Annotated in this window: 20 protein-coding genes; 9 read left to right on the top strand and 11 right to left on the bottom strand. The window is 59.7% G+C overall.

Annotated elements, in window-relative coordinates; genetic code table 11:
* Positions 1-10 precede the first annotated feature (10 nt).
* Positions 11-403 carry a succinate dehydrogenase, cytochrome b556 subunit gene (gene sdhC / locus ASB65_RS22280; protein ID WP_003504990.1) on the bottom strand — a complete coding sequence of 131 codons (393 nt, stop codon included), beginning with the start codon at positions 401-403 and terminating at the stop codon, positions 11-13.
* Between the two features lie 306 nt (positions 404-709).
* Between sdhC and ASB65_RS22275 the strand changes: the two genes are divergently transcribed.
* Positions 710-1,090 (top strand): hypothetical protein, encoded by a 381-nt coding sequence (locus ASB65_RS22275; protein WP_060725400.1) that lies wholly within the window; start codon positions 710-712, stop codon positions 1,088-1,090.
* A gap of 54 nt (positions 1,091-1,144) precedes the next feature.
* Here ASB65_RS22275 and ASB65_RS22270 read toward each other — a convergent pair whose 3' ends face one another.
* The 5 genes from ASB65_RS22270 to tsaD form a co-directional block, all read right to left on the bottom strand.
* The gene (locus tag ASB65_RS22270; protein ID WP_060725399.1) at positions 1,145-1,789 is read right to left on the bottom strand and encodes a class I SAM-dependent methyltransferase; all 645 of its coding nucleotides are present in this window, start codon (positions 1,787-1,789) and stop codon (positions 1,145-1,147) included.
* Between the two features lie 7 nt (positions 1,790-1,796).
* Positions 1,797-2,240: an EVE domain-containing protein gene (locus tag ASB65_RS22265; protein WP_003504993.1), complete on the bottom strand. Its 444-nt coding sequence runs from the start codon at positions 2,238-2,240 to the stop codon at positions 1,797-1,799.
* Between the two features lie 6 nt (positions 2,241-2,246).
* Positions 2,247-2,540 carry a YciI-like protein gene (locus tag ASB65_RS22260; RefSeq protein WP_003504994.1) on the bottom strand — a complete coding sequence of 98 codons (294 nt, stop codon included), beginning with the start codon at positions 2,538-2,540 and terminating at the stop codon, positions 2,247-2,249.
* 90 nt (positions 2,541-2,630) lie between these two features.
* Positions 2,631-3,614, bottom strand: a complete 984-nt coding sequence (locus tag ASB65_RS22255; RefSeq protein WP_060725398.1) for an NAD(P)H-dependent glycerol-3-phosphate dehydrogenase — start codon at positions 3,612-3,614, stop codon at positions 2,631-2,633.
* Positions 3,614-4,711 carry a tRNA (adenosine(37)-N6)-threonylcarbamoyltransferase complex transferase subunit TsaD gene (gene tsaD / locus ASB65_RS22250; protein WP_060725397.1) on the bottom strand — a complete coding sequence of 366 codons (1,098 nt, stop codon included), beginning with the start codon at positions 4,709-4,711 and terminating at the stop codon, positions 3,614-3,616. Before tsaD ends, ASB65_RS22255 begins: the two co-directional genes overlap by 1 nt.
* A gap of 73 nt (positions 4,712-4,784) precedes the next feature.
* On the opposite strand from tsaD, the gene hemC reads away from it, so the two are divergent.
* The 6 genes from hemC to ASB65_RS22220 all read left to right on the top strand — a co-directional run bounded on the left by hemC (position 4,785) and on the right by ASB65_RS22220 (position 10,847).
* Entirely contained in the window at positions 4,785-5,714 is a 930-nt protein-coding gene (gene hemC / locus ASB65_RS22245) for a hydroxymethylbilane synthase (RefSeq protein ID WP_060725396.1), read from the top strand.
* 4 nt (positions 5,715-5,718) lie between these two features.
* Positions 5,719-6,459, top strand: a complete 741-nt coding sequence (locus ASB65_RS22240) for a uroporphyrinogen-III synthase (protein ID WP_060725395.1) — start codon at positions 5,719-5,721, stop codon at positions 6,457-6,459.
* Between the two features lie 73 nt (positions 6,460-6,532).
* Positions 6,533-7,999 carry a COG4223 family protein gene (locus tag ASB65_RS22235; RefSeq protein WP_060725394.1) on the top strand — a complete coding sequence of 489 codons (1,467 nt, stop codon included), beginning with the start codon at positions 6,533-6,535 and terminating at the stop codon, positions 7,997-7,999.
* Positions 8,000-8,003: 4 nt separating this feature from the next.
* Entirely contained in the window at positions 8,004-9,623 is a 1,620-nt protein-coding gene (locus ASB65_RS22230; protein WP_060725393.1) for a heme biosynthesis protein HemY, read from the top strand.
* 14 nt (positions 9,624-9,637) lie between these two features.
* A complete protein-coding gene (locus ASB65_RS22225) occupies positions 9,638-10,126 on the top strand; it encodes a TerB family tellurite resistance protein (RefSeq protein WP_060725392.1) in 489 nt (162 codons plus the stop codon).
* Complete coding sequence (locus tag ASB65_RS22220) at positions 10,116-10,847, top strand: glutamine amidotransferase (RefSeq protein ID WP_020813316.1); 732 nt, start codon at positions 10,116-10,118, stop codon at positions 10,845-10,847. The genes ASB65_RS22225 and ASB65_RS22220 overlap by 11 nt, the downstream gene beginning before the upstream one ends.
* Positions 10,848-10,859: 12 nt before the next feature.
* On the opposite strand, the gene ASB65_RS22215 is transcribed toward ASB65_RS22220, so the two are convergent.
* Positions 10,860-12,092, bottom strand: coding sequence for an MFS transporter (locus tag ASB65_RS22215; protein ID WP_060725391.1), 1,233 nt, complete (start codon positions 12,090-12,092; stop codon positions 10,860-10,862).
* A 249-nt stretch (positions 12,093-12,341) separates the two neighbouring features.
* Between ASB65_RS22215 and ASB65_RS28595 the strand changes: the two genes are divergently transcribed.
* Positions 12,342-12,632: a YggT family protein gene (locus ASB65_RS28595; protein ID WP_003492418.1), complete on the top strand. Its 291-nt coding sequence runs from the start codon at positions 12,342-12,344 to the stop codon at positions 12,630-12,632.
* A complete protein-coding gene (locus tag ASB65_RS28590) occupies positions 12,629-12,940 on the top strand; it encodes a DUF167 domain-containing protein (RefSeq protein ID WP_060725390.1) in 312 nt (103 codons plus the stop codon). The genes ASB65_RS28595 and ASB65_RS28590 overlap by 4 nt, the downstream gene beginning before the upstream one ends.
* Positions 12,941-12,945: 5 nt before the next feature.
* On the opposite strand, the gene ppa is transcribed toward ASB65_RS28590, so the two are convergent.
* From ppa to ASB65_RS22185, 4 genes are all read right to left on the bottom strand, one after another.
* Positions 12,946-13,479 (bottom strand): inorganic diphosphatase, encoded by a 534-nt coding sequence (gene ppa / locus ASB65_RS22200; protein ID WP_003505020.1) that lies wholly within the window; start codon positions 13,477-13,479, stop codon positions 12,946-12,948.
* Between the two features lie 158 nt (positions 13,480-13,637).
* The gene (locus ASB65_RS22195) at positions 13,638-14,144 is read right to left on the bottom strand and encodes a GNAT family N-acetyltransferase (RefSeq protein WP_020813320.1); all 507 of its coding nucleotides are present in this window, start codon (positions 14,142-14,144) and stop codon (positions 13,638-13,640) included.
* Positions 14,145-14,357: 213 nt separating this feature from the next.
* Positions 14,358-16,178, bottom strand: a complete 1,821-nt coding sequence (gene typA, locus ASB65_RS22190) for a translational GTPase TypA (RefSeq protein WP_003492424.1) — start codon at positions 16,176-16,178, stop codon at positions 14,358-14,360.
* A 162-nt stretch (positions 16,179-16,340) separates the two neighbouring features.
* Positions 16,341-18,401: a M3 family metallopeptidase gene (locus ASB65_RS22185; RefSeq protein WP_060725389.1), complete on the bottom strand. Its 2,061-nt coding sequence runs from the start codon at positions 18,399-18,401 to the stop codon at positions 16,341-16,343.
* Between the last annotated feature and the right edge of the window lie 243 nt (positions 18,402-18,644).

Genomic DNA, 18,644 nt, shown 5'->3' with positions numbered 1-18,644 from the left:
AAAAATCTCCTCAGCGCACGATCAGGGCGATGACCCAGATCAGCGCGGTCAGACAGATCGACACCACCCACGAGGCCTTTGCCAGCTTGGTGGTAAAGTGCTTTTCGAAGCCGTAGCCCAGATCCCACATGAAGTGGCGAAGGCCGCCCAGCATGTGGTGCACGAGAGCCCAGGTATATCCGATCAGGATGAGTCTGCCGATGATCGTACCCATCGCCCAGTTGACCCAGTCGTAATAGGCAGGACCCGAGGCGATTGCGATCAGCCACCAGGCAACCAGAAGCGTTCCGAAATAAAGCGCGCCGCCTGTGATGCGGTGCACGATGGAAGCAACCATCGTCGGAATCGGCTTGTAAATTTGAAGATGCGGCGACAGAGGCCGGTTATTAGTCGCATTCGCCATCAGAACCTCGCGGCGTTTTCCCGTGCGCCCATCAGACAGGACGCCCCCAAGCAACAGCACATGACGAAAGAATGTGCATTGCACCAACCGCGACGTTTAATCACATGGGAGCATCACCACAAGCACATTTCATGGCCGATTCCAATTTAATCGATTGGTTCACGAATTTTTTTTGGAATTTTTTTGCGTCAAAATAAAAAATCGAGCGTTTCCAAGATTTACGCCCTCAAAATATTTACCTTTACGTAATTCATGAATCGTGTAATTTACCTTTTGTTAATGAAGAAAATCCGGAGAATGAGGCTCATGTTACAGCGCCGAATCGCTGCTTTAACCATGATGGTTGCAGGCGTCATTTTCACAGTAATGCCTCCGGCGGCGGCAGATGATTATTATGGTCGCCGTGATTATCAGCATCATTATCAACATCGTCAATCGCAGGTGAGCTTCTCAACGGACGGGCTGCCATCCACCCTCTCCGGTGGCACTTATGTGGGCGCGATATCGGCGCTGCGCGTTCGTGGCAATGGCAATTATTTCGCAATTGGCGGCGGGCTTTCACGGAAAGGCGCAACGCTCACAAGAGGCTCGCAGCTTGCGCCAAAGGCGAAGATCATCAATGTCCGTGCCGAAACCGCTGACGACGCCTGCGCCTATGAACATGGCGTCTGCATTATCCGGCCCTAAAGTATTTCCGGCGAAAGCATGACGCGGTTTTACTGCAAATGTGCGATGCACTGATCAGATAAAACGCCAGACGGTGGTCTTCTTCACTTCGCTGTCTTCCAGCGCCCGCGTCACCGGCACCTGATAGGTCGCCTCCGCCCGGAGCCGATCTTTGGGCAAATAGGCCCGCCCCGGATCGCCGACGAGCACGCTCACGCCCTTTTCCGTCAGTTCCCGAAACCACGGCACGAGAAGATCGGCAAAGGCGCGATCGTAAAACACGTCGCCCGCTAGCAGAACATCCGCTTCGACCGGCTTCCCGACCAGATCAAGTCCGGTGAAGGCAATGTCCGCCTCATTGAGAGCCGCATTCAGCCGAATGGCCGTCTCTGTCCACGGATCGATATCGGCCGCCAGAACCGCGCTGGCGCCCGCCTTTGCCGCGGCGATGGCGACAAGGCCGGAGCCGCTGGCGAAATCCAGCACGCGCCTGCCGGAGACGCTGTCGGGATGATCGAGAACATAGCGGGCAAGCCCCTGCCCGCCGGCCCAGGCGAAGGCCCAGAAGGGCGGCGGCAGGCCGATCGCTTCCAGCTCCTCCTCCGTCTTCAGCCACAGCTCATGAGCCTCCGTGGCAAGATGAAGACGCAATTCCGGCACATGCGGCGGGCTCATGATGCCGGTGTTGTCGAGAATGAAGCGTTCGGGATCGGTCCTCACCGAAGGGTCAGTCCGGTGATTTCGGTGGATTGGCGAGGTTACCCATGCGGCAAACCTCAAGATATTCCTCCTCCGTCACCGGCTGCACGGAAAGCCGCATGGAGGTGACGAGAGACATCTTTTCCAACTTGGGATTGGCCTTCACATCCTTCAGCGAAACCGGCTGCGGCATATCGCAAACCGCGCGGATATCGACGCAATCCCACTTCAGATCGCCTTCAGCGGTCGAGTCCGGATGCGACAGCGCACAGACTTCGACGATGCCGACGACGTCCAGCCCTTCATTGGAGTGGTAGAAGAAACCCTTGTCGCCGATCTTCATCGCCCGCATGTTGTTGCGGGCCTGATAGTTGCGCACGCCGGTCCATTCTTCGCCGGCCTCGCCCTTGGCCTTCTGCATTTCCCAGGACCATTTGAACGGCTCGGACTTGTAAAGCCAGTAATTCGCCATGTCCGGTCACGCTCCCGGATTGTTGAAGACCCAATTATAGGGCTTCACATCGACGCTTTCGAACAGGCCGGCCTTTGCATAGGGATCGGCATCGGCAAGGGCCTTGGCCGCATCGATATCGGCAGCTTCCACGATGACGAGGCTGCCATTCGGCTTGCCTTCGGCATCGAGAAAAGGACCGGCGATCTTCAACGTGCCCTCGGCATTCAGCCTGTTCAGATGTTCCAGATGCGCCGGGCGCGTTTCCATGCGCACGTTCAGATGGCCGGGCTTGTCCTTGCAGATAAAGGCAAACAGCATTTTCGTCTCCTCGCTGGAGCATGTCTCCCAAAAAGTGTCAGCGGTTTTGGGACCAAGACATGCGTAAAATATTGTTCGACCGCCCCACCCTCATTCGGTGGTGATCGGCCGTGTCATCAATTGTTGCATGGCGCTCGCCACATCCAGATTGCCATCGATGATGGCGGCCACCGCTTCGGTAACCGGCATGTCGACAGCGTGACTTTCTCCGAGTCGGGCGGCGACGGCAGCCGCAAAAGCGCCCTCCACCAGCCCGCCGGACATGTCCTTGCCCTCACCCCGGCCGAGCGCGATGCCGAAACGCAGGTTTCGCGACTGATGGCTTGTGGCGGTCAGCACCAGATCGCCGAGGCCCGAGAGGCCGCGCACCGTATCCGCCTTGCCGCCCATGGCGACGATGAGACGCGACATTTCGGCAAGCCCGCGCGAGATCAGCGCCGCCCGGGCGGAATCGCCAAGGCCCGCGCCTTCGACGATGCCGGCGGCAATGGCGAGAACATTCTTCAGTGCGCCACCAAGCTGCACGCCGATGCGGTCGATCGAGGCATAAAGCCTGAAGGTCCTGCCGGAAATCGTGGTTGCCAGCTGTTCGGCGATGGCAGCGTCTTCCGCCGCAATCGCCATGGCCGTCGGCAAGCCACGGGCAATATCGGCCGCGAAGCCCGGACCGGACAGAACCGCAATCGGGTGATGTGGCAGTTCCGCTTCCAGAAGTTCCGTCAGCAGACGGCCGGAACTGCGGTCGATGCCCTTGGCGCAGGTGACAATGATAGAGTCATTAGCCAGATAAGGACCATAGTGACGGGCCGCATCGGCATGGGCCTGAGACGGCATGGCGAAGAGCACAATGCTGGCACCTGCAAGCACATCAGGCTCGGCAGAAAATTCAAGCGCATCCGGAAGGTCGACACCCGGCAGGGCCGCCTCGTGCACGCGATCGCTCCTGAGGTCAGCCATCAGGGACGGATCGCGGCCGAGCAGGGTCACATCATGCCGGTTTTCCAGCGCAATGACGACGGCTAGCGCGGTTCCGAAGGCGCCGGCGCCGATGACGACGATTTTTTCCCGCTGCATCAGGCCTTGGCTCCCCTTTTACCGAAACCGATCAATGTCTCCGCGCTGCCATCCAGCGGCCAGCGCGAGCGCGGCGGAATTTCAAGCGGATCGGCTTCCTTGCCATCGGCCATCCGCTCCAGTCCGGCCCAGGCGATCATCGCAGCATTGTCAGTGCAGAGCCGGTGCGGCGGTGCGACGAAGCGGAAGCCATTGATATCGCAAAGCGACTGCAGGGTCTGGCGGATTTCCTTGTTGGCGGCGACACCGCCAGCCACGACCAGCGCAGGCTGGGTCTCCAGCTGCGGAAACTCCTGGCGGAAACGCGCAAGGCCACGGCCGATGCGATCCTTGAGAGTGCGCGACACCGCATTCTGGAAGGAGGCGCAGATATCGGCAATATCCTGCTCCGAAAGCGGCGCGATGGCGGTCGCCGCCTGCCGCACCGCTGTCTTCAGGCCGGAAAAGGAAAAATCGAGCCGTGCTTCGCCGACCATCGGACGCGGCAGCGGAAAGCGGTTGGGATCCCCCTTCGCCGCCGCCTTCTCGACCGCAGGACCGCCTGGATAGGGCAGGCCCAGAAGTTTCGCGGTCTTGTCGAAGGCTTCACCCAGCGCGTCATCGATGGTGGTGCCCCAGCGCTCATATTCACCAACGCCACGCACCAGCACCAGCTGGGTATGGCCGCCGGAAACCAGCAGCATCAGATAGGGAAAAGACAAACCGTCGGTCAGCCGCGCCGTCAGCGCGTGGCCCTCCAGATGGTTGATGGCATAAAGCGGCTTGCCTGCCGCCTTGGCGATGGCCTTGCCCGTCATCAGCCCCACCAGCAGACCGCCGATGAGGCCGGGACCGGAGGTGGCGGCGATGGCGTCGACATCGGCAAGGGTCACGCCTGCCTGCTCCAGCGCTTCTTCCACCAGCGTGTCCAGCGCCTCGACATGGGCGCGCGCGGCAATTTCCGGCACCACGCCGCCATAGGCGCTGTGTTCCTCCAGCTGCGACAAAACGACGTCGGAGACGATCTCGCCGCGCCCGTCCGCATGCCGAACCACAATGGATGCAGCGGTTTCGTCACAGCTTGTCTCTATGCCGAGGATACGAAGAAAGGGGGTCATCAAATCTGTTCGTTCATTGCGATCATGCGCTGAGTTGGTCTAAGACAACTCCGGTAACAATGGATAGACGCGGATGCAAACAAAACCTTTCCGAATCGGCACGCGCGGCAGCCCGCTGGCGCTCGCGCAGGCTTACGAGACGCGCAACCGGCTGATGGCGGCGCATGGTCTGCCGGAAGACATGTTCGAAATCGTCGTGCTATCCACCAAGGGCGACCGGATAACCGACCGCGCCTTGTCGGAAATCGGCGGTAAAGGCCTGTTTACCGAGGAGCTGGAAAGCCAGCTTCTGTCTGGCGAACTCGATATGGCCGTGCATTCCTCCAAGGACATGCCGACCGTTTTACCCGAAGGCCTTTATCTGTCCGCCTTCTTGCCGCGGGAAGATGTGCGCGACGCCTTCATCGGCCGCACCGCGCCGAAGCTGCTGGAGCTGCCGCACGGCGCCGTGGTCGGCTCCGCATCCCTGCGCCGCCAGGCGCTGATCCGCCGCCTGCGGCCGGATCTGAGCGTCATCATCTTTCGCGGTCAGGTCGATACACGGCTGCGCAAGCTCGAAGAAGGCCAGGCGGATGCGACGCTGCTTGCCTTTGCCGGCCTGAAGAGGCTCGGCAAGGACAATGTTCCGACGGAAATTCTCGACCCGAAGGAATTTCCCCCTGCTCCGGCGCAGGGCGCAATCGGTGTGGAGAGCCGCATCGGTGACACCCGCATGGACGAGCTGCTTGCCCCCATAAACGACAGGCCCACTTATGATGCGGTGACCTGCGAGCGCGCCTTCCTGGCCGCACTCGACGGATCCTGTCGCACGCCGATTGCCGGTTACGCCACCTGCGAGGGCGAGGAACTCTATTTTTCCGGCTTGATCCTCACCCCTGATGGCCAGACGAGCCACAACATCGAAATCTCCGGCAACCGCAAAGATGCGGCAAAGCTCGGCCGACAGGCCGGCGAAGAGGTGCGTGCCAAGGCGGGCAGCAATTTCTTCGAAGGCTGGAACTGAGCCAATGCGGATCGTCGTCACCCGGCCGCAACGTTCGGGCGAAAGGACGGCCGCAAAACTTGAAGCGCTCGGCCACGAGCCGGTGCTTTTGCCACTGTTTCATCCAGCCCATCATGGCGAGCGCGCCATCTCGGCGCTATCCGGCCCGCTGGCGGCGATTGCGGTGACCAGTGCCGAGGCATTGCGGGCACTGGAAACATCACGGGACCGGCTGGCCCCGCATCTGTCAAAACCGCTCTTCGCCGTCGGCGCAACAACGGCGGAAGCGGCGAAAAAAGCCGGCTTCACGCAAATATTCATCGCCTCCGGAGACGCCCTGGGTCTGATTGCTCTCGTAACGCAGCGCCGCGCACTTCTTTCCGAAGGACAGCCCCTGCTCTATCTCGCCGGCAGGCCCCGTGGCTCCGTCTTCGAGGAGGGCCTTGCCGCTGCGGGCATTCCCTTTAGAGTGATCGACTGTTACGAGATGCTGCCCTCGGATATCTCCGAGAGCATGCTCCAGACGGCGCTTGTCGAAAACGCTGCCGATGTGGTCCTGCTCTATTCCTCGGAAGCGGCGCGGGCCTTTTTCAACCATGCATCAACGGACAGATACGCGGCAGCACTGGCTGGGACACAATTCATCTGTATCAGCCACAACGTGCTTTCTCTGGTTCCGGAAATCTTTCGCGCAAACGCCATCGCCGCCAGAGAACCGAGCGAGGCAGCGATGTTCGAACTTCTGCACCATAACTCTGGAACCTAATTCGAGCTCGCCTCTTTCCTTTGCCGCCGTCACTGACTAGGTTTACATTACTGCAGGCAGAAATGAGGTTGTCATGGTATCGGGAAAGCCGCCACGCCACTCCAAGTCCAAAGCCGAACCGGTCACCATCGACCTGGACGCCAAAGACGTGAAAGCAATTTCCGCCGACGTGGACGCTGCCAAGACGGACGAAAAGCCCGGTGACAAAACGCCTGTGGCCACCGCAACGCCGGATGTTTCGGAAACAAAGCCGGAAGCAGCCACAACGGGAAAACCCGCCCCCGTCTGGGACCAGCCTAAGAAAAACCCTATCGAGCCCGAACCCAATGTCGGCAAAACGGAATCCGTAGCCGCCGCGTCGAAGACCGAGAGCCCTGAAGACAAACAGAAAGAGCCCGTCTCGACGGCCCCTGTTCCGCCCAAGGCCGATGCAAAACCAATGACGGGCACCGCCGGGACGAGCGCCACTGCGGCTGCAGCAGCAGGTGCGAAGCCGGCCTTTGGCTCCACGGCTTCCTCCAGCGAATCTGGCGGGGCCACCGCTGCAAAACCATCGACCACGACCTCATCTTCAGGACCGGCCAATTCAGGACCGGCGAAGCCATCCACATCACAACAGGCGGAACGCAAACAAGCGGCGACCTCCGGCCTGATCGCTGCGGGTATCGTCGGCGGCCTTGTGGCGCTCGCCGCCGCCGGAAGCATGCAATATGCCGGTATCCTGCCCTCCGTTAATGCAGGCAGGGCCGGAGGCGAGGAGATCGCCGCACTAAAAACCGATCTGGGCAATCTTCGGCAGCAGCTTGCCAATGCTCCAGCGGCGGACACCTCGGCACTGGAACAGCGCATCGCAACCCTCGAAGGCGCAAAGGGTGAAGCCCCGCAGGTGGATGGGCTTTCTGAAAAAATCACCGCACTGGAATCTGCCGTGCAGGCGGAGCGATCCGCACAGGCCACGGCGACCGCCGAACTGACACGCCGTCTTGCGGATGCGGAAGCCAAGATCAACGAGCCACGCGACGATATCGAAGTCGCCCGCGCCATTGCCTCGGCCGCGCTGAAGGCCGCGATCGATCGCGGCGGGCCGTTCCTCACGGAACTCGATACGCTCTCCAGGGTCACATCAGATGATCCGGCGATTGCATCGTTGCAATCCTTCGCCGCCACCGGCGTACCGTCGCGTTCGGAGCTGATGCAGAAATTCCCCGATGTCGCCAATGCGATGCTGTCAGCCATCAACCAGCCTGACCCCAATCAGGGCATCATGGAGCGCTTGACCGAAAGCGCCTTTTCGCTGGTGAAGGTGCGCCCGGTCGGCAACATCGAGGGCGAGACCCCCGAGGCCATGATCGCGCGTATGGAAAACAAGCTGCGCAACGGCGACCTGCAGGGCGCAGCACTTGAGTGGAATGGTCTTCCCGATGCCGCCAGGACGGTATCCGCCGATTATAAAAAATCTCTGGATGCGCGCATCGAGGTCGAGAATCTGGTGGGCGGCACGTTGAACCGCGCCATCACCAGCACTGGCAGGCAGGGGTGAGCGCATGACCAGAATTCTGACTTTCGCCATTATCGTTCTGGCTCTCGGTTTCGGTTTCTCCTGGCTGGCCGACAGGCCGGGCGTGCTCTCCATCGTCTGGCAGGGCCAGTTGATCGAAATGAGCCTGATGGTCGCCGCCTCCATCATCGCCGCGCTGGTTGCCGCCATCATGCTGGTCTGGTGGGTCGTCAACGCCATCTGGACCTCGCCCAATGCCGCACGCCGGTATTTCCGCGCCCGGAAGCGCGACCGCGGCTATCAGGCTCTGTCCACCGGCCTCATTGCCGCCGGCGCTGGTAATGCCATCCTCGCCCGCAAGATGACGGCCCGCACGCAGGGGCTGCTCAGCGCCGATCAGGAACCGCTGATCCATCTGCTCGATGCGCAGGCCGACCTCATCGAAGGCAAATATGGCGAGGCGCGCCGCAAGTTCGAGGCGATGGCCCGTGACCCTGAAACGCGCGAACTCGGCCTTCGCGGCCTTTATATCGAGGCGCGTCGGCAGGGCGCCTATGAAGCCGCCCAGCAATATGCCGAGGATGCAGCGGAAAAAGCCCCCTACCTGCCATGGGCGGCACAGGCGACGCTGGAAAACCGCTGCCGCAACGGACAATGGGACGATGCCATCCGCCTGCTCGACCAGCAGAAAGCGGCAAGCGTCATCGAACGCGGCGAGGCGGAGCGGCTGAAAGCCGTGCTTCTCACCGCCAAGGCCGGTGAAAAGCTGGAAAGCGACCCGGTGGGCGCGCGCGAGGATGCCAAGCACGCTCTCAAGCTCGCAAAAGGCCTCGTTCCGGCGGCACTGATTGCAGCGAAGTCCTATCTGCGCGAAGACAATCTGCGCAAGGCCGCCACGGTTCTGGAACCCGTCTGGAAGAACGATCCGCATCCGCAGATCGCCGAGCTTTATGTCCGCGCCCGCAGCGGCGATACCGCCATCGACCGGCTGAAACGGGCGGAGCGGCTTGAGAGCCTGAAGCCCAACAACATCGAATCCCTGTTTGCCGTGGCGCAGGCAGCGCTCGACGCCAAGGAATTCGCCAAGGCACGGGCCAAGGCCGAAGCCGCCGCCCGCATTGAGCCACGCGAAAGCATCTTCCTGCTGATGGCCGATATCGAAGAAGCGGAAACCGGCGATCAGGGCCGTGTGCGCTACTGGATGGCACAGGCGCTGCGCGCGCCGCGTGACCCGGCATGGGTGGCGGATGGTATCGTCTCGGAAAAATGGCTTCCGGTCTCCCCCATCACCGGCCGTCTCGACGCCTTCGAATGGAAAGCGCCCTTCGGTCAGCTCGAAGGCCCTGTTGAAGATCTGGCGATCGAAAATGCGATTGCCGCGGCACCCGCAAGAGCCGAACCGGTTGCGAAGACGATCGTTGTCGAAGCCGCGCCCGAGACCCTTGCGGAGCCAAAACCCGCCCCGGCCGCGCCGATCGAGGTAAAGCCGACTGTTTCAATCCCGAAGGAGAAAAAGCCGGTCACAATCGAAGCGCCGGTGGAAACCGAAGTGGCGGATGACAAGGCGGCGGAAGCCGTGCCCTTTTTTGGCGGCGCACCGGATGATCCGGGCGTCAAGAAGCCAGGCGCGGAAGCCGAACCCAAGACCCGGCTCAAACTCTTCTGACCAGCAGGCTATCGATGTTCCAGCAAATACAGTCGTTTATTCAGAACCTCGTTGGCCCGCAGGCGGGTGATTTCAGCCCTGATGATCTGAGGGTGGCGGTAGCCGCCCTCTGTTTCCAGGTGATGGAAGCGGATGGCACCATCTCGAAAAGCGAGCGTGATCGCCTGCGCCAGATTCTTCACGAATATTACCATCTCGACGGTGGCAAGCTTGATGCCCTTCTTGCCGCCGGCCAGGAGGCCGGCAAGGAAGCCGTCGATTATTACCGCTTCACCACCGATATCCGCCGCCACCTCGATGAGGATCAGCGCGTGGAGCTTATTGGCATATTATGGGATATTGTTTACGCTGACGGCGAACGAAGCGAAATGGAAGACCATGTGATCTGGCGAGTCGCCGATCTCCTCGGTGTTTCCGTGCGCGACAGGGTTCTGCAACGTCAGCAGGCCGCCACGAGGTCCGGGCCCGCTGAAGAAAGCGAAAACGAAGACGATGCTGTTTGACCCTTCCAGGCAACAGGAACAACAACCTTCGCTGCTCATCGTCCTGCATCAGGAACGTTCCACGCCCGGCCGCGTCGGCCAGATCCTGGTGGAAAAGGGTTATCGCCTCGATATAAGGCGGCCCGCGCTCGGCGACGACCTGCCGCAAACGCTGGAAAAACATGCGGGCGCCATCATCTTCGGCGGCCCGATGAGCGCCAATGATCCACATGATTATGTCAAAGCCGAAATCGACTGGCTGAAGGTGCCGCTGAAGGAAAACAAGCCCTTTCTCGGCATCTGTCTCGGCGCGCAGATGCTATCCAAACATCTGGGCGGCAAGGTCGAGGCAGACAGGGACGGCAAGGTGGAGATCGGCTGGTATCCGCTTCACGCCACCGAACACGGTCGGCTTCTGATGCCGCATTGGCCGAAGATGGTCTATCATTTCCACCGCGAAGGCTTCGAACTGCCGCGGGGAGCCGAGCTTCTGGCGGCAGGCGAGACCTATCCCAATCAGGCTTATCGTTATGGAAAAAATGCCTGGGGCCTGCAGTTTCACGCCGAACTGACCCGCGCCATGATGCATAGCTGGGTGGTGCGCGGCGCGCAGCGTTTTGGCATGCCGAATGCGCAGGTCGGCAGTCAGCATCTGGAAGGCCGCATGTTGTTCGACACGCCGCTCAGGGCATGGCTCAGCAATTTTCTCGATCTGGTTTTTGAGGGCAAGGCACAGCGCTGAGGCCCATCGCGGTTAGTGCGGCGCGTCGAGACTATCGATCTTGCGCAGCTTGGAAAAACCAAGCGCCCAGATGACCGCGACAGCAAGCGTGCCCGCCCCGCCGATGACAACGGCTGGCACGGCACCCACAACATGGGCCATGGTGCCGGCGCGGAATTCACCCAATTCGTTGGAGGCTCCAACGAAAACCATATTCACCGCATTCACACGCCCACGCACCTCATCCGGCGTCCAGAGCGCGATCAGGGTCTCGCGCACATAAACCGACACCATGTCCGATGCTCCCATGACCACCAGCGCGGTAATGGACAGCCACGCGGTTTGCGAAAGCCCGAAGACCACGGTGGAAACGCCGAAGAGGCCGACGCCGACGAACATCAGCAGGCCCGCATGGTGGCGAATGGGCTTGAATGCCAGAATGACCGCAACGGTGATGGCCCCGATGCCGGGTGCGGCGCGCAGAAGCCCGAGACCCCATGGGCCGAGCGTCAGCACTTCCTTGGCAAAAATCGGCATCAACGCGACGGCACCGCCCAGCAGCACCGCGAAAAGATCGAGCGAAATGGCGCCAAGAACGATCTTCTCCTGCGAGATGAATTTGAAGCCGGCCAGCATTGTTTCGAGGGTGACGGCTTTTGCCGGACCACGCTGTTCCGGCTTGCGGATCGTCACCGCCAGCGTTGCGGAGAGGATGAAAAGCACAAGCGCCACGCTATAGGCGATGGAAGCACCGAGGCCATAGAGCAGGCCGCCGGCAACGGGGCCGAGAATGGACGCCATCTGCCAGGAAGAGGAATTCCAAGCGATAGCGTTCGGCAAATCCTCGACGGGCACGAGATTGGGCGCCAGCGACTGGACAGCCGGTCCCATGAAGGCCCGCTCTATGCCGAAAATAACGAGAATGGCGAAGACCGGCCAGGGAGAAAAGCTGTGTGTCAGCGTAAGACCCAGAAGAGCCACAGCACACAGCGCCGCGACCAGAAGACATATGGCCATGATACGCCGGCGATTGTGCCGGTCGGCGACCGTTCCGGTAAGAAGGATCAAAAGCAGAGACGGCAGAAACTGGAAGAGACCGATCAGGCCGAGATAAAAGGCGTTGCCGGTAACCTCATACATCTGCCAGCCGACAGAGACGCTGACGATCTGAATGGCGAAGGCCGCGAAAAACCGAGCGCTGAAAAAACGGCGATAGGAACTATGCCGGAATGCACCGAAGCGGTTTTCGGCAGAAGGCAGGGACATCGGCTGGGTGCTCGCGAGACAATATGAGATGTCTGCAATAGAGCGATATGACAGGAATCGCCAGCCCTCCTCTTCAGCGGGACGACGAAAAGTGTGAGCGGTTTTCGTCTGAAATCCCGCTGCAAAGCCATGAACCAGCTCGCGATGACCGCAGACCGGTCAGACCAAAGATCATTACGATCCGGCGCAACACTTGCCGGTTCACGCGTCAATGTCTAAATGTCTTGCAACCAAGATACGGAGATATTGATGCTTGCCCTGTTTCAGACCATCGATCTGGCCTTGAACCTCTATACGTGGGTGCTGATCGCCAGCGCCATTTTTTCCTGGCTTTACGCCTTCAACGTCATCAATTCCCGCAACCAGTTCGTGAACGCCATCGGGAGTTTCCTGGTCAATGTCACGGAACCGGCCCTGCGCCCCATCCGCCGCATTCTGCCCAATCTCGGCGGGATCGACATTTCGCCGATCATCCTGCTGCTGATCATCTTCTTCATCCGCTCCTTCATGTGGAACACGCTTTATCCGATGACCGTTTGAGCAGTCTCTGGAAAAAGCACGATGATCATGTCCGCCTGTCCGTTCGCCTCACACCGAATGGCGGGCGGGATGCGATTGACGGCGTGGAGCAGGATGCGGACGGAAACGCGCATCTGAAGGCCCGCGTCAGCGCCGTGCCGGAAGGCGGCAGGGCGAACAAGGCCCTGATTGTTTTGCTGGCGAAAAAACTCGGCCTGCCCAAATCCTCCATCACCTTCATTTCAGGCGAAACAGCGCGCAAAAAAATCCTCCGGATCGATACCGACCCGGAGGATTTCGAAAAGCTCTTTAAAAAGCTGGCGGGTTAGGCCTATCAGCCCTGCGCCTTGTAGCGCTCAATGGCTTCGACGATCAGCTTCTTGGCGACATCGACATCCTGCCAGCCGCCCATCTTCACCCACTTGCCGGGCTCCAGATCCTTGTAGTGCTCGAAGAAGTGCTCGATCTGCTTCAGCGTGATTTCCGGCAGGTCCGTGTAGTTGTGGACCTTGTCGTAACGGCGCGTCAGCTTCGGAACCGGCACGGCGAGGATCTTCTCGTCCTTGCCGCCATCATCTTCCATGATCATCACGCCGATGGGGCGAACGTTGATCACGCAGCCGGGAACCAGCGGGCGGGTGTTGCAGATGAGAACGTCGATCGGGTCGCCATCGTCGGACAGCGTGTGCGGCACGAAGCCATAGTTACCCGGATAGGTCATTGGCGTGTAGAGGAAGCGATCGACGATCAGCGCACCGGCGTCCTTGTCCATCTCGTACTTGATCGGCTGGCCGCCAACCGGCACTTCAACGATAACATTTACGTCTTCCGGCGGATTCTTGCCTATGGAAATTGCATCAATACGCATTCGCTTCCCTCATTCGGCGGGTTGGATTTGGTTTTCGATACTGGGAAAGTCGCCGCATTGCAACATGGCTTTGGCTGGATAAGGCAGAATGGGCGATTTGATGTCATCGCGACGAAGCATCGCCCTCTACAAAATGAAAACGGCGCGAACTCCCTCTATCAGTTCCAGACGAAACCGACCTTGCGAAGCGACTTGCCATCGAAATCTTCCATGCCTTCGGCAATATCCCGGCCGCCATGCGAGCGGAAAAAGCGATTGGCGACGTCGCTATCCTCGAGGCACCAGACAACGATGCCGTTGCAGCCAAGTGAAGTCAGCAATCTGCGCGCTTCCGTGAAAAGCAGCGAGCCGAGGCCAATACCCTGATATTCAGGCCGGAGATAAAGTTCGTAAATCTCGCCGTCCTGCGGCAGCCCACGCGCCCGGCTTAAGCCCAGCGTCGCATATCCGGCAACCACACCGGCCACTTCCACCACCAGCATGGTTGCGGAGCCCTTGGTCGCCTTTTTCCACCAGACTTCGCCACGGCGCTCCAGCATCTGCGTCAACGGCTTGTGCGGGATAAGCCCCGCATAGGCCTGTTGCCACGACAGACGGTGCGCCTCTGAGATGGCGCGCGCATCATGCGGTTCAGCACGGCGAACATCGATGGATAACGTTTTCATAACGCGATTCTGGCCCCGGCCACGGAAACTTACCAGTCATAAAGGTTAACGCCGGCAAGCTTACCCACAGCCTATTCATGTGGACGACCAGAAAAAATTAACGCATCCTTAACCTTTGGCAAAGCGCCTTTCGACTCATGCACACATAAAAAAGAATGCATAAAAAAACCCGGCGCGAGGCCGGGTTCTTTGAAATTCGTGGCGTAGAGCCAATCAGACAGCGAGCTTTGCCTTTTCGAAACGCTTGCGGTCGTTGGCGTCCAGGAACATCTTGCGCAGGCGGATGGACTTCGGCGTCACTTCCATCAGCTCGTCTTCCTGGATCCAGGAAAGGGCGCGGTCGAGCGTCATGCGGATCGGCGGCGTCAGCTTCACGGCTTCGTCCTTACCGGCGGCGCGGATGTTGGTCAGCTGCTTGCCCTTCAGCACGTTCACTTCGAGATCGTTATCGCGTGTGTGAATGCCGATGATCATGCCTGCATAGACCTTTTCACCCGGCTCGATGATCATCGGGCCGCGATCTTCAAGGTTGAACATGGCGTAGGCGACGGCTTCGCCCGAACCGTTCGACAGCAGAACGCCGTTGACGCGACCGGCGATCTGGCCCTTGAAGGGCTGATAGTCGTGGAACAGACGGTTCATGATCGCCGTACCGCGCGTGTCGGTCAAAAGTTCCGACTGGTAGCCGATGAGGCCGCGGGTCGGGGCATAGAACTTCAGACGAACGCGATTGCCGCCGGAAGGACGAAGCTCGGCCATTTCAGCCTTGCGCTCGGACATCTTCTGGACGACGACGCCGGAATGCTCTTCATCGACGTCGATCACGACTTCTTCGATCGGCTCCAGCAGGGTGCCGTTCTCATCCTTGTGCATGACGACGCGCGGACGCGAAACGGCAAGCTCGAAGCCTTCGCGACGCATGGTTTCGATCAGAACTGCCAGCTGCAATTCGCCACGGCCGGAAACGAAGAACGAATCCTTGCCTTCAGCCTCTTCGATCTTCAGCGCGACGTTGCCTTCGGCTTCCTTGAACAGACGGTCGCGGATGACGCGCGACGTTACCTTGTCGCCTTCGGTGCCAGCAAGCGGACTGTCGTTAACGATGAAGGACATGGTAACGGTCGGCGGGTCGATCGGCTGCGCGGTCATCGCTTCGGTGACGGAGGGGTCACAGAAGGTGTCGGCAACAGTGCCCTTGGAAAGACCGGCGATGGCGACGATGTCACCCGCATGGGCTTCGTCAATCGCGGTGCGCTCGATGCCGCGGAATGCGAGGATCTTGGAAATACGACCGGTTTCGATCGTCTTACCGTCCTGGCCAAGCACCTTCACGGCCTGGTTCGGCTTGATCGAACCGGAGGCAATGCGGCCGGTGATGATACGGCCGAGGAAGGGGTTGGCTTCGAGGATCGTGCCGATCAGACGGAACGGACCTTCTTCGACTGTGGGCTCCGGAACATGTTCGAGAACCAAATCGAGCAACGGTGCAAGACCCTGATCCTTCGGACCTTCCGGGTTGACGTTCATCCAGCCGTCACGGCCAGAACCGTAAAGGATCGGGAAGTCGAGCTGCTCGTCGGTAGCATCGAGGTTTGCAAAGAGGTCGAAGACTTCGTTGATGACTTCTTCATGGCGGCCATCCGGACGGTCGATCTTGTTGATCGCGACGATCGGACGAAGACCAACCTTCAGCGCCTTGCTGACGACGAACTTCGTCTGCGGCATCGGGCCTTCGGAACTATCGACCAGAACGATCGCGCCATCCACCATCGACAGGATACGCTCGACTTCACCGCCGAAGTCGGCGTGGCCGGGGGTGTCAACGATGTTGATGCGAACACCCTTCCACTCCACCGAGGTCGCCTTGGCGAGAATGGTGATGCCACGTTCCTTTTCGAGGTCGTTGCTGTCCATTACGCGCTCGGCGACACGCTGGTTGTCGCGGAACGAGCCGGACTGCTTCAGAAGCTCGTCCACGAGCGTCGTTTTTCCATGGTCAACGTGCGCGATGATCGCGATGTTGCGAAGTGCCATTGTTCAAAATCTCTGAGGTTGGGCGCCACTATCGTGAGATGCGCCAATTTAGTCTGGCGCGCTCATAACCTTTTTTTTGCAAATGCGAAAGGGGGGCCTTGTCATAAGCCCCCTGCGCTCCGGTTCTAGCTCAGAAATATGACAGTCTTTTATAACGTGCTCTTATACGAGGCCGCGCTTCAACAGCATGGCGTCCGGGCTCGGCATCTTGCCGCGAAATGCGAGATAGGCCTCCTCCGGATCGATGGAACCGCCGACAGAATAGATATTGTCCTTCAGCCTGCGCGCCATCTCGCCATCGAAGGGATTGCCGGTTTCCTCGAAGGCCGAAAACGCATCGGCATCCAGCACTTCCGACCACATGTAGGAATAATAGCCGGCGGAATAGCCATCGCCCGAGAAGACGTGCTGGAAATGCGGCGTCGCATGCCGCATGACGATGGACTTCGGCATGTTGAGGGCGGAGAGCACCTCGCCTTGGACGACCATGGGATCGCTCACGCTGTCGCGGGTGTGGAACGCCATGTCGACGATAGCCGAAGAGGTGAACTCCACCGTGCTGAAACCGGCATTGAAAGTCTGAGCGGCAAGAACCTTGTCCAGCAACGCTTTCGGCATCGGCGCGCCGGTCTCGTAGTGGAGCGCGTATTTTTCCAGAATTTCCGGCACCGTCAGCCAATGTTCGTAAAGCTGCGACGGCAATTCGACAAAATCGCGCGAGACGCCCGTCCCGGAAACGGAAGGGTAGGTCACATCGGACAACATGCCATGCAGCGCATGGCCAAATTCATGGAACAGCGTGCGCGCATCATCAAGCGAAAGCAGCGCGGGCTTACCCTCAGCCGGTTTCGCGAAATTGCAGACATTGTAGATGATCGGAATTTCGCCGACCGTTCCGCTCTTCAGCGGCAGCTTGTGCTGCGACTGGAACGAACTCATCCATGCGCCGGATCGCTTGGAGGGGCGAGCGAAATAATCACCGAGGAACATGGCCTTCAGATCGCCCCTGTCGTCGCGAATCTCGAAAACCCGCACATCCGGATGATAGGCGGCAACGCCCTTCACTTCAACGGCACGAATTCCAAACAGCCGCGCGGCGACATCGAAGCAGGCCTCAATGATCTTTTCGAGCTGCAGATAGGGCTTCAATTCCGTCTCGGAGAAGCTGAATTTCCGCGCGCGCAACTTTTCGGCATAGTGCCGCCAGTCCCAGGGCAGCACCTCGTGATTCCGGCCCTCCTCGGCGATGATGGCGGCAAGTTCGGCCTCTTCCTCGCCCGCGCGGCGCACGGCCTTTTCCCAGACCTGACCCAGAAGGCCGTTCACGGCATCCGGCGTCTTCGCCATCGTGTCATCAAGCTTGTAAGCGGCAAAATTCGCGTAACCGAGAAGCTTGGCCTTCTCCTCGCGCAGTTCGAGCGTGCGGTGAACGGTCTCTCGATTGTCGGTCTCGCCACCGTTTTCGCCGCGCGCCACCCATGCCTTGAAGGCCTGCTCGCGCAGATCACGACGTTCGGAAAAGGTGAGGAAAGGCTCGATGATGGAACGGGAAAGGGTAACGGCAAATTTGCCGTCCTCGCCATGCTCACGGGCCGCACCCGCCATGGCGTCGCGCAGAAAGCCGGGAATGCCGGCAAGTTCCTCTTCGGTGGAAAGCAGGAGCTTCCAGTTCTTTTCATCCGCCAGCACATTCTGCCCGAACTTTGCACCGAGACCGGCAAGCTCCTCATTGATCGCCGCCAGCCGTTCCTGCCGGTCTTTCGGCAACTTCGCGCCGGAACGTACGAAACCCTTCCAGTGCCGCTCGAGAACACGGCTTTCCTCGCCCGTCAGCCCCAGCGTCTCGCGCTTTTCCCACAATGTGTCGATGCGCTTGAACAGCGCTTCGTTCATGCCGATCTTCGAATAGTGCCGCGACATTTTCGGCGCAATCTCCCGCTCCAGCGCCTGGATCACGCCATTGGTATTGGCGCCTGCCCTGTTCCAGAACAGCGCCGAAATGCGCGAAAGCTCATCGCCGGCGATTTCAAGCGCGGTTACGGTGTTTTCGAAACTCGGCGCCTGCGAATTGCCGGCAATTGCATCGATTTCCTGTTCATGGGAGAGAAGCGCTGCCTCGAAAGCCGGAGCGAAATCCTCATCCTTGACCGCATCAAATTTGGGCAAACCGTTGTGACCGTCCCAGGTCACGAGGGCGGGATAAAGCGTCGTCTTGGATGGCATTTCGTCTTCCTTGTGTACAATTCCGGTTTAAGCCCATATGGGCACGCCTCCACCGCCAATTCAATATGCCCGGCGGAGATGACAGGCCGCGTGAAAAAAACGGGGAAGTCCGATCTTTTTTGCTTCAGCGTAACAATCGGCGACTATATTGCGGGCCGTCCGACAACCGAACTGACGCATACTTTACTCGATTTTCGACAATATGATTTGTGTACCATTGATTATCGCCCGGAATTTAGTAAG

Source organism: Agrobacterium tumefaciens str. B6 (assembly GCF_001541315.1).
Lineage (GTDB): Bacteria > Pseudomonadota > Alphaproteobacteria > Rhizobiales > Rhizobiaceae > Agrobacterium > Agrobacterium radiobacter.
The sequence above is the reverse complement of the archived record's forward strand: the minus strand, read 5'-3'. Positions and strand labels throughout refer to the sequence as shown.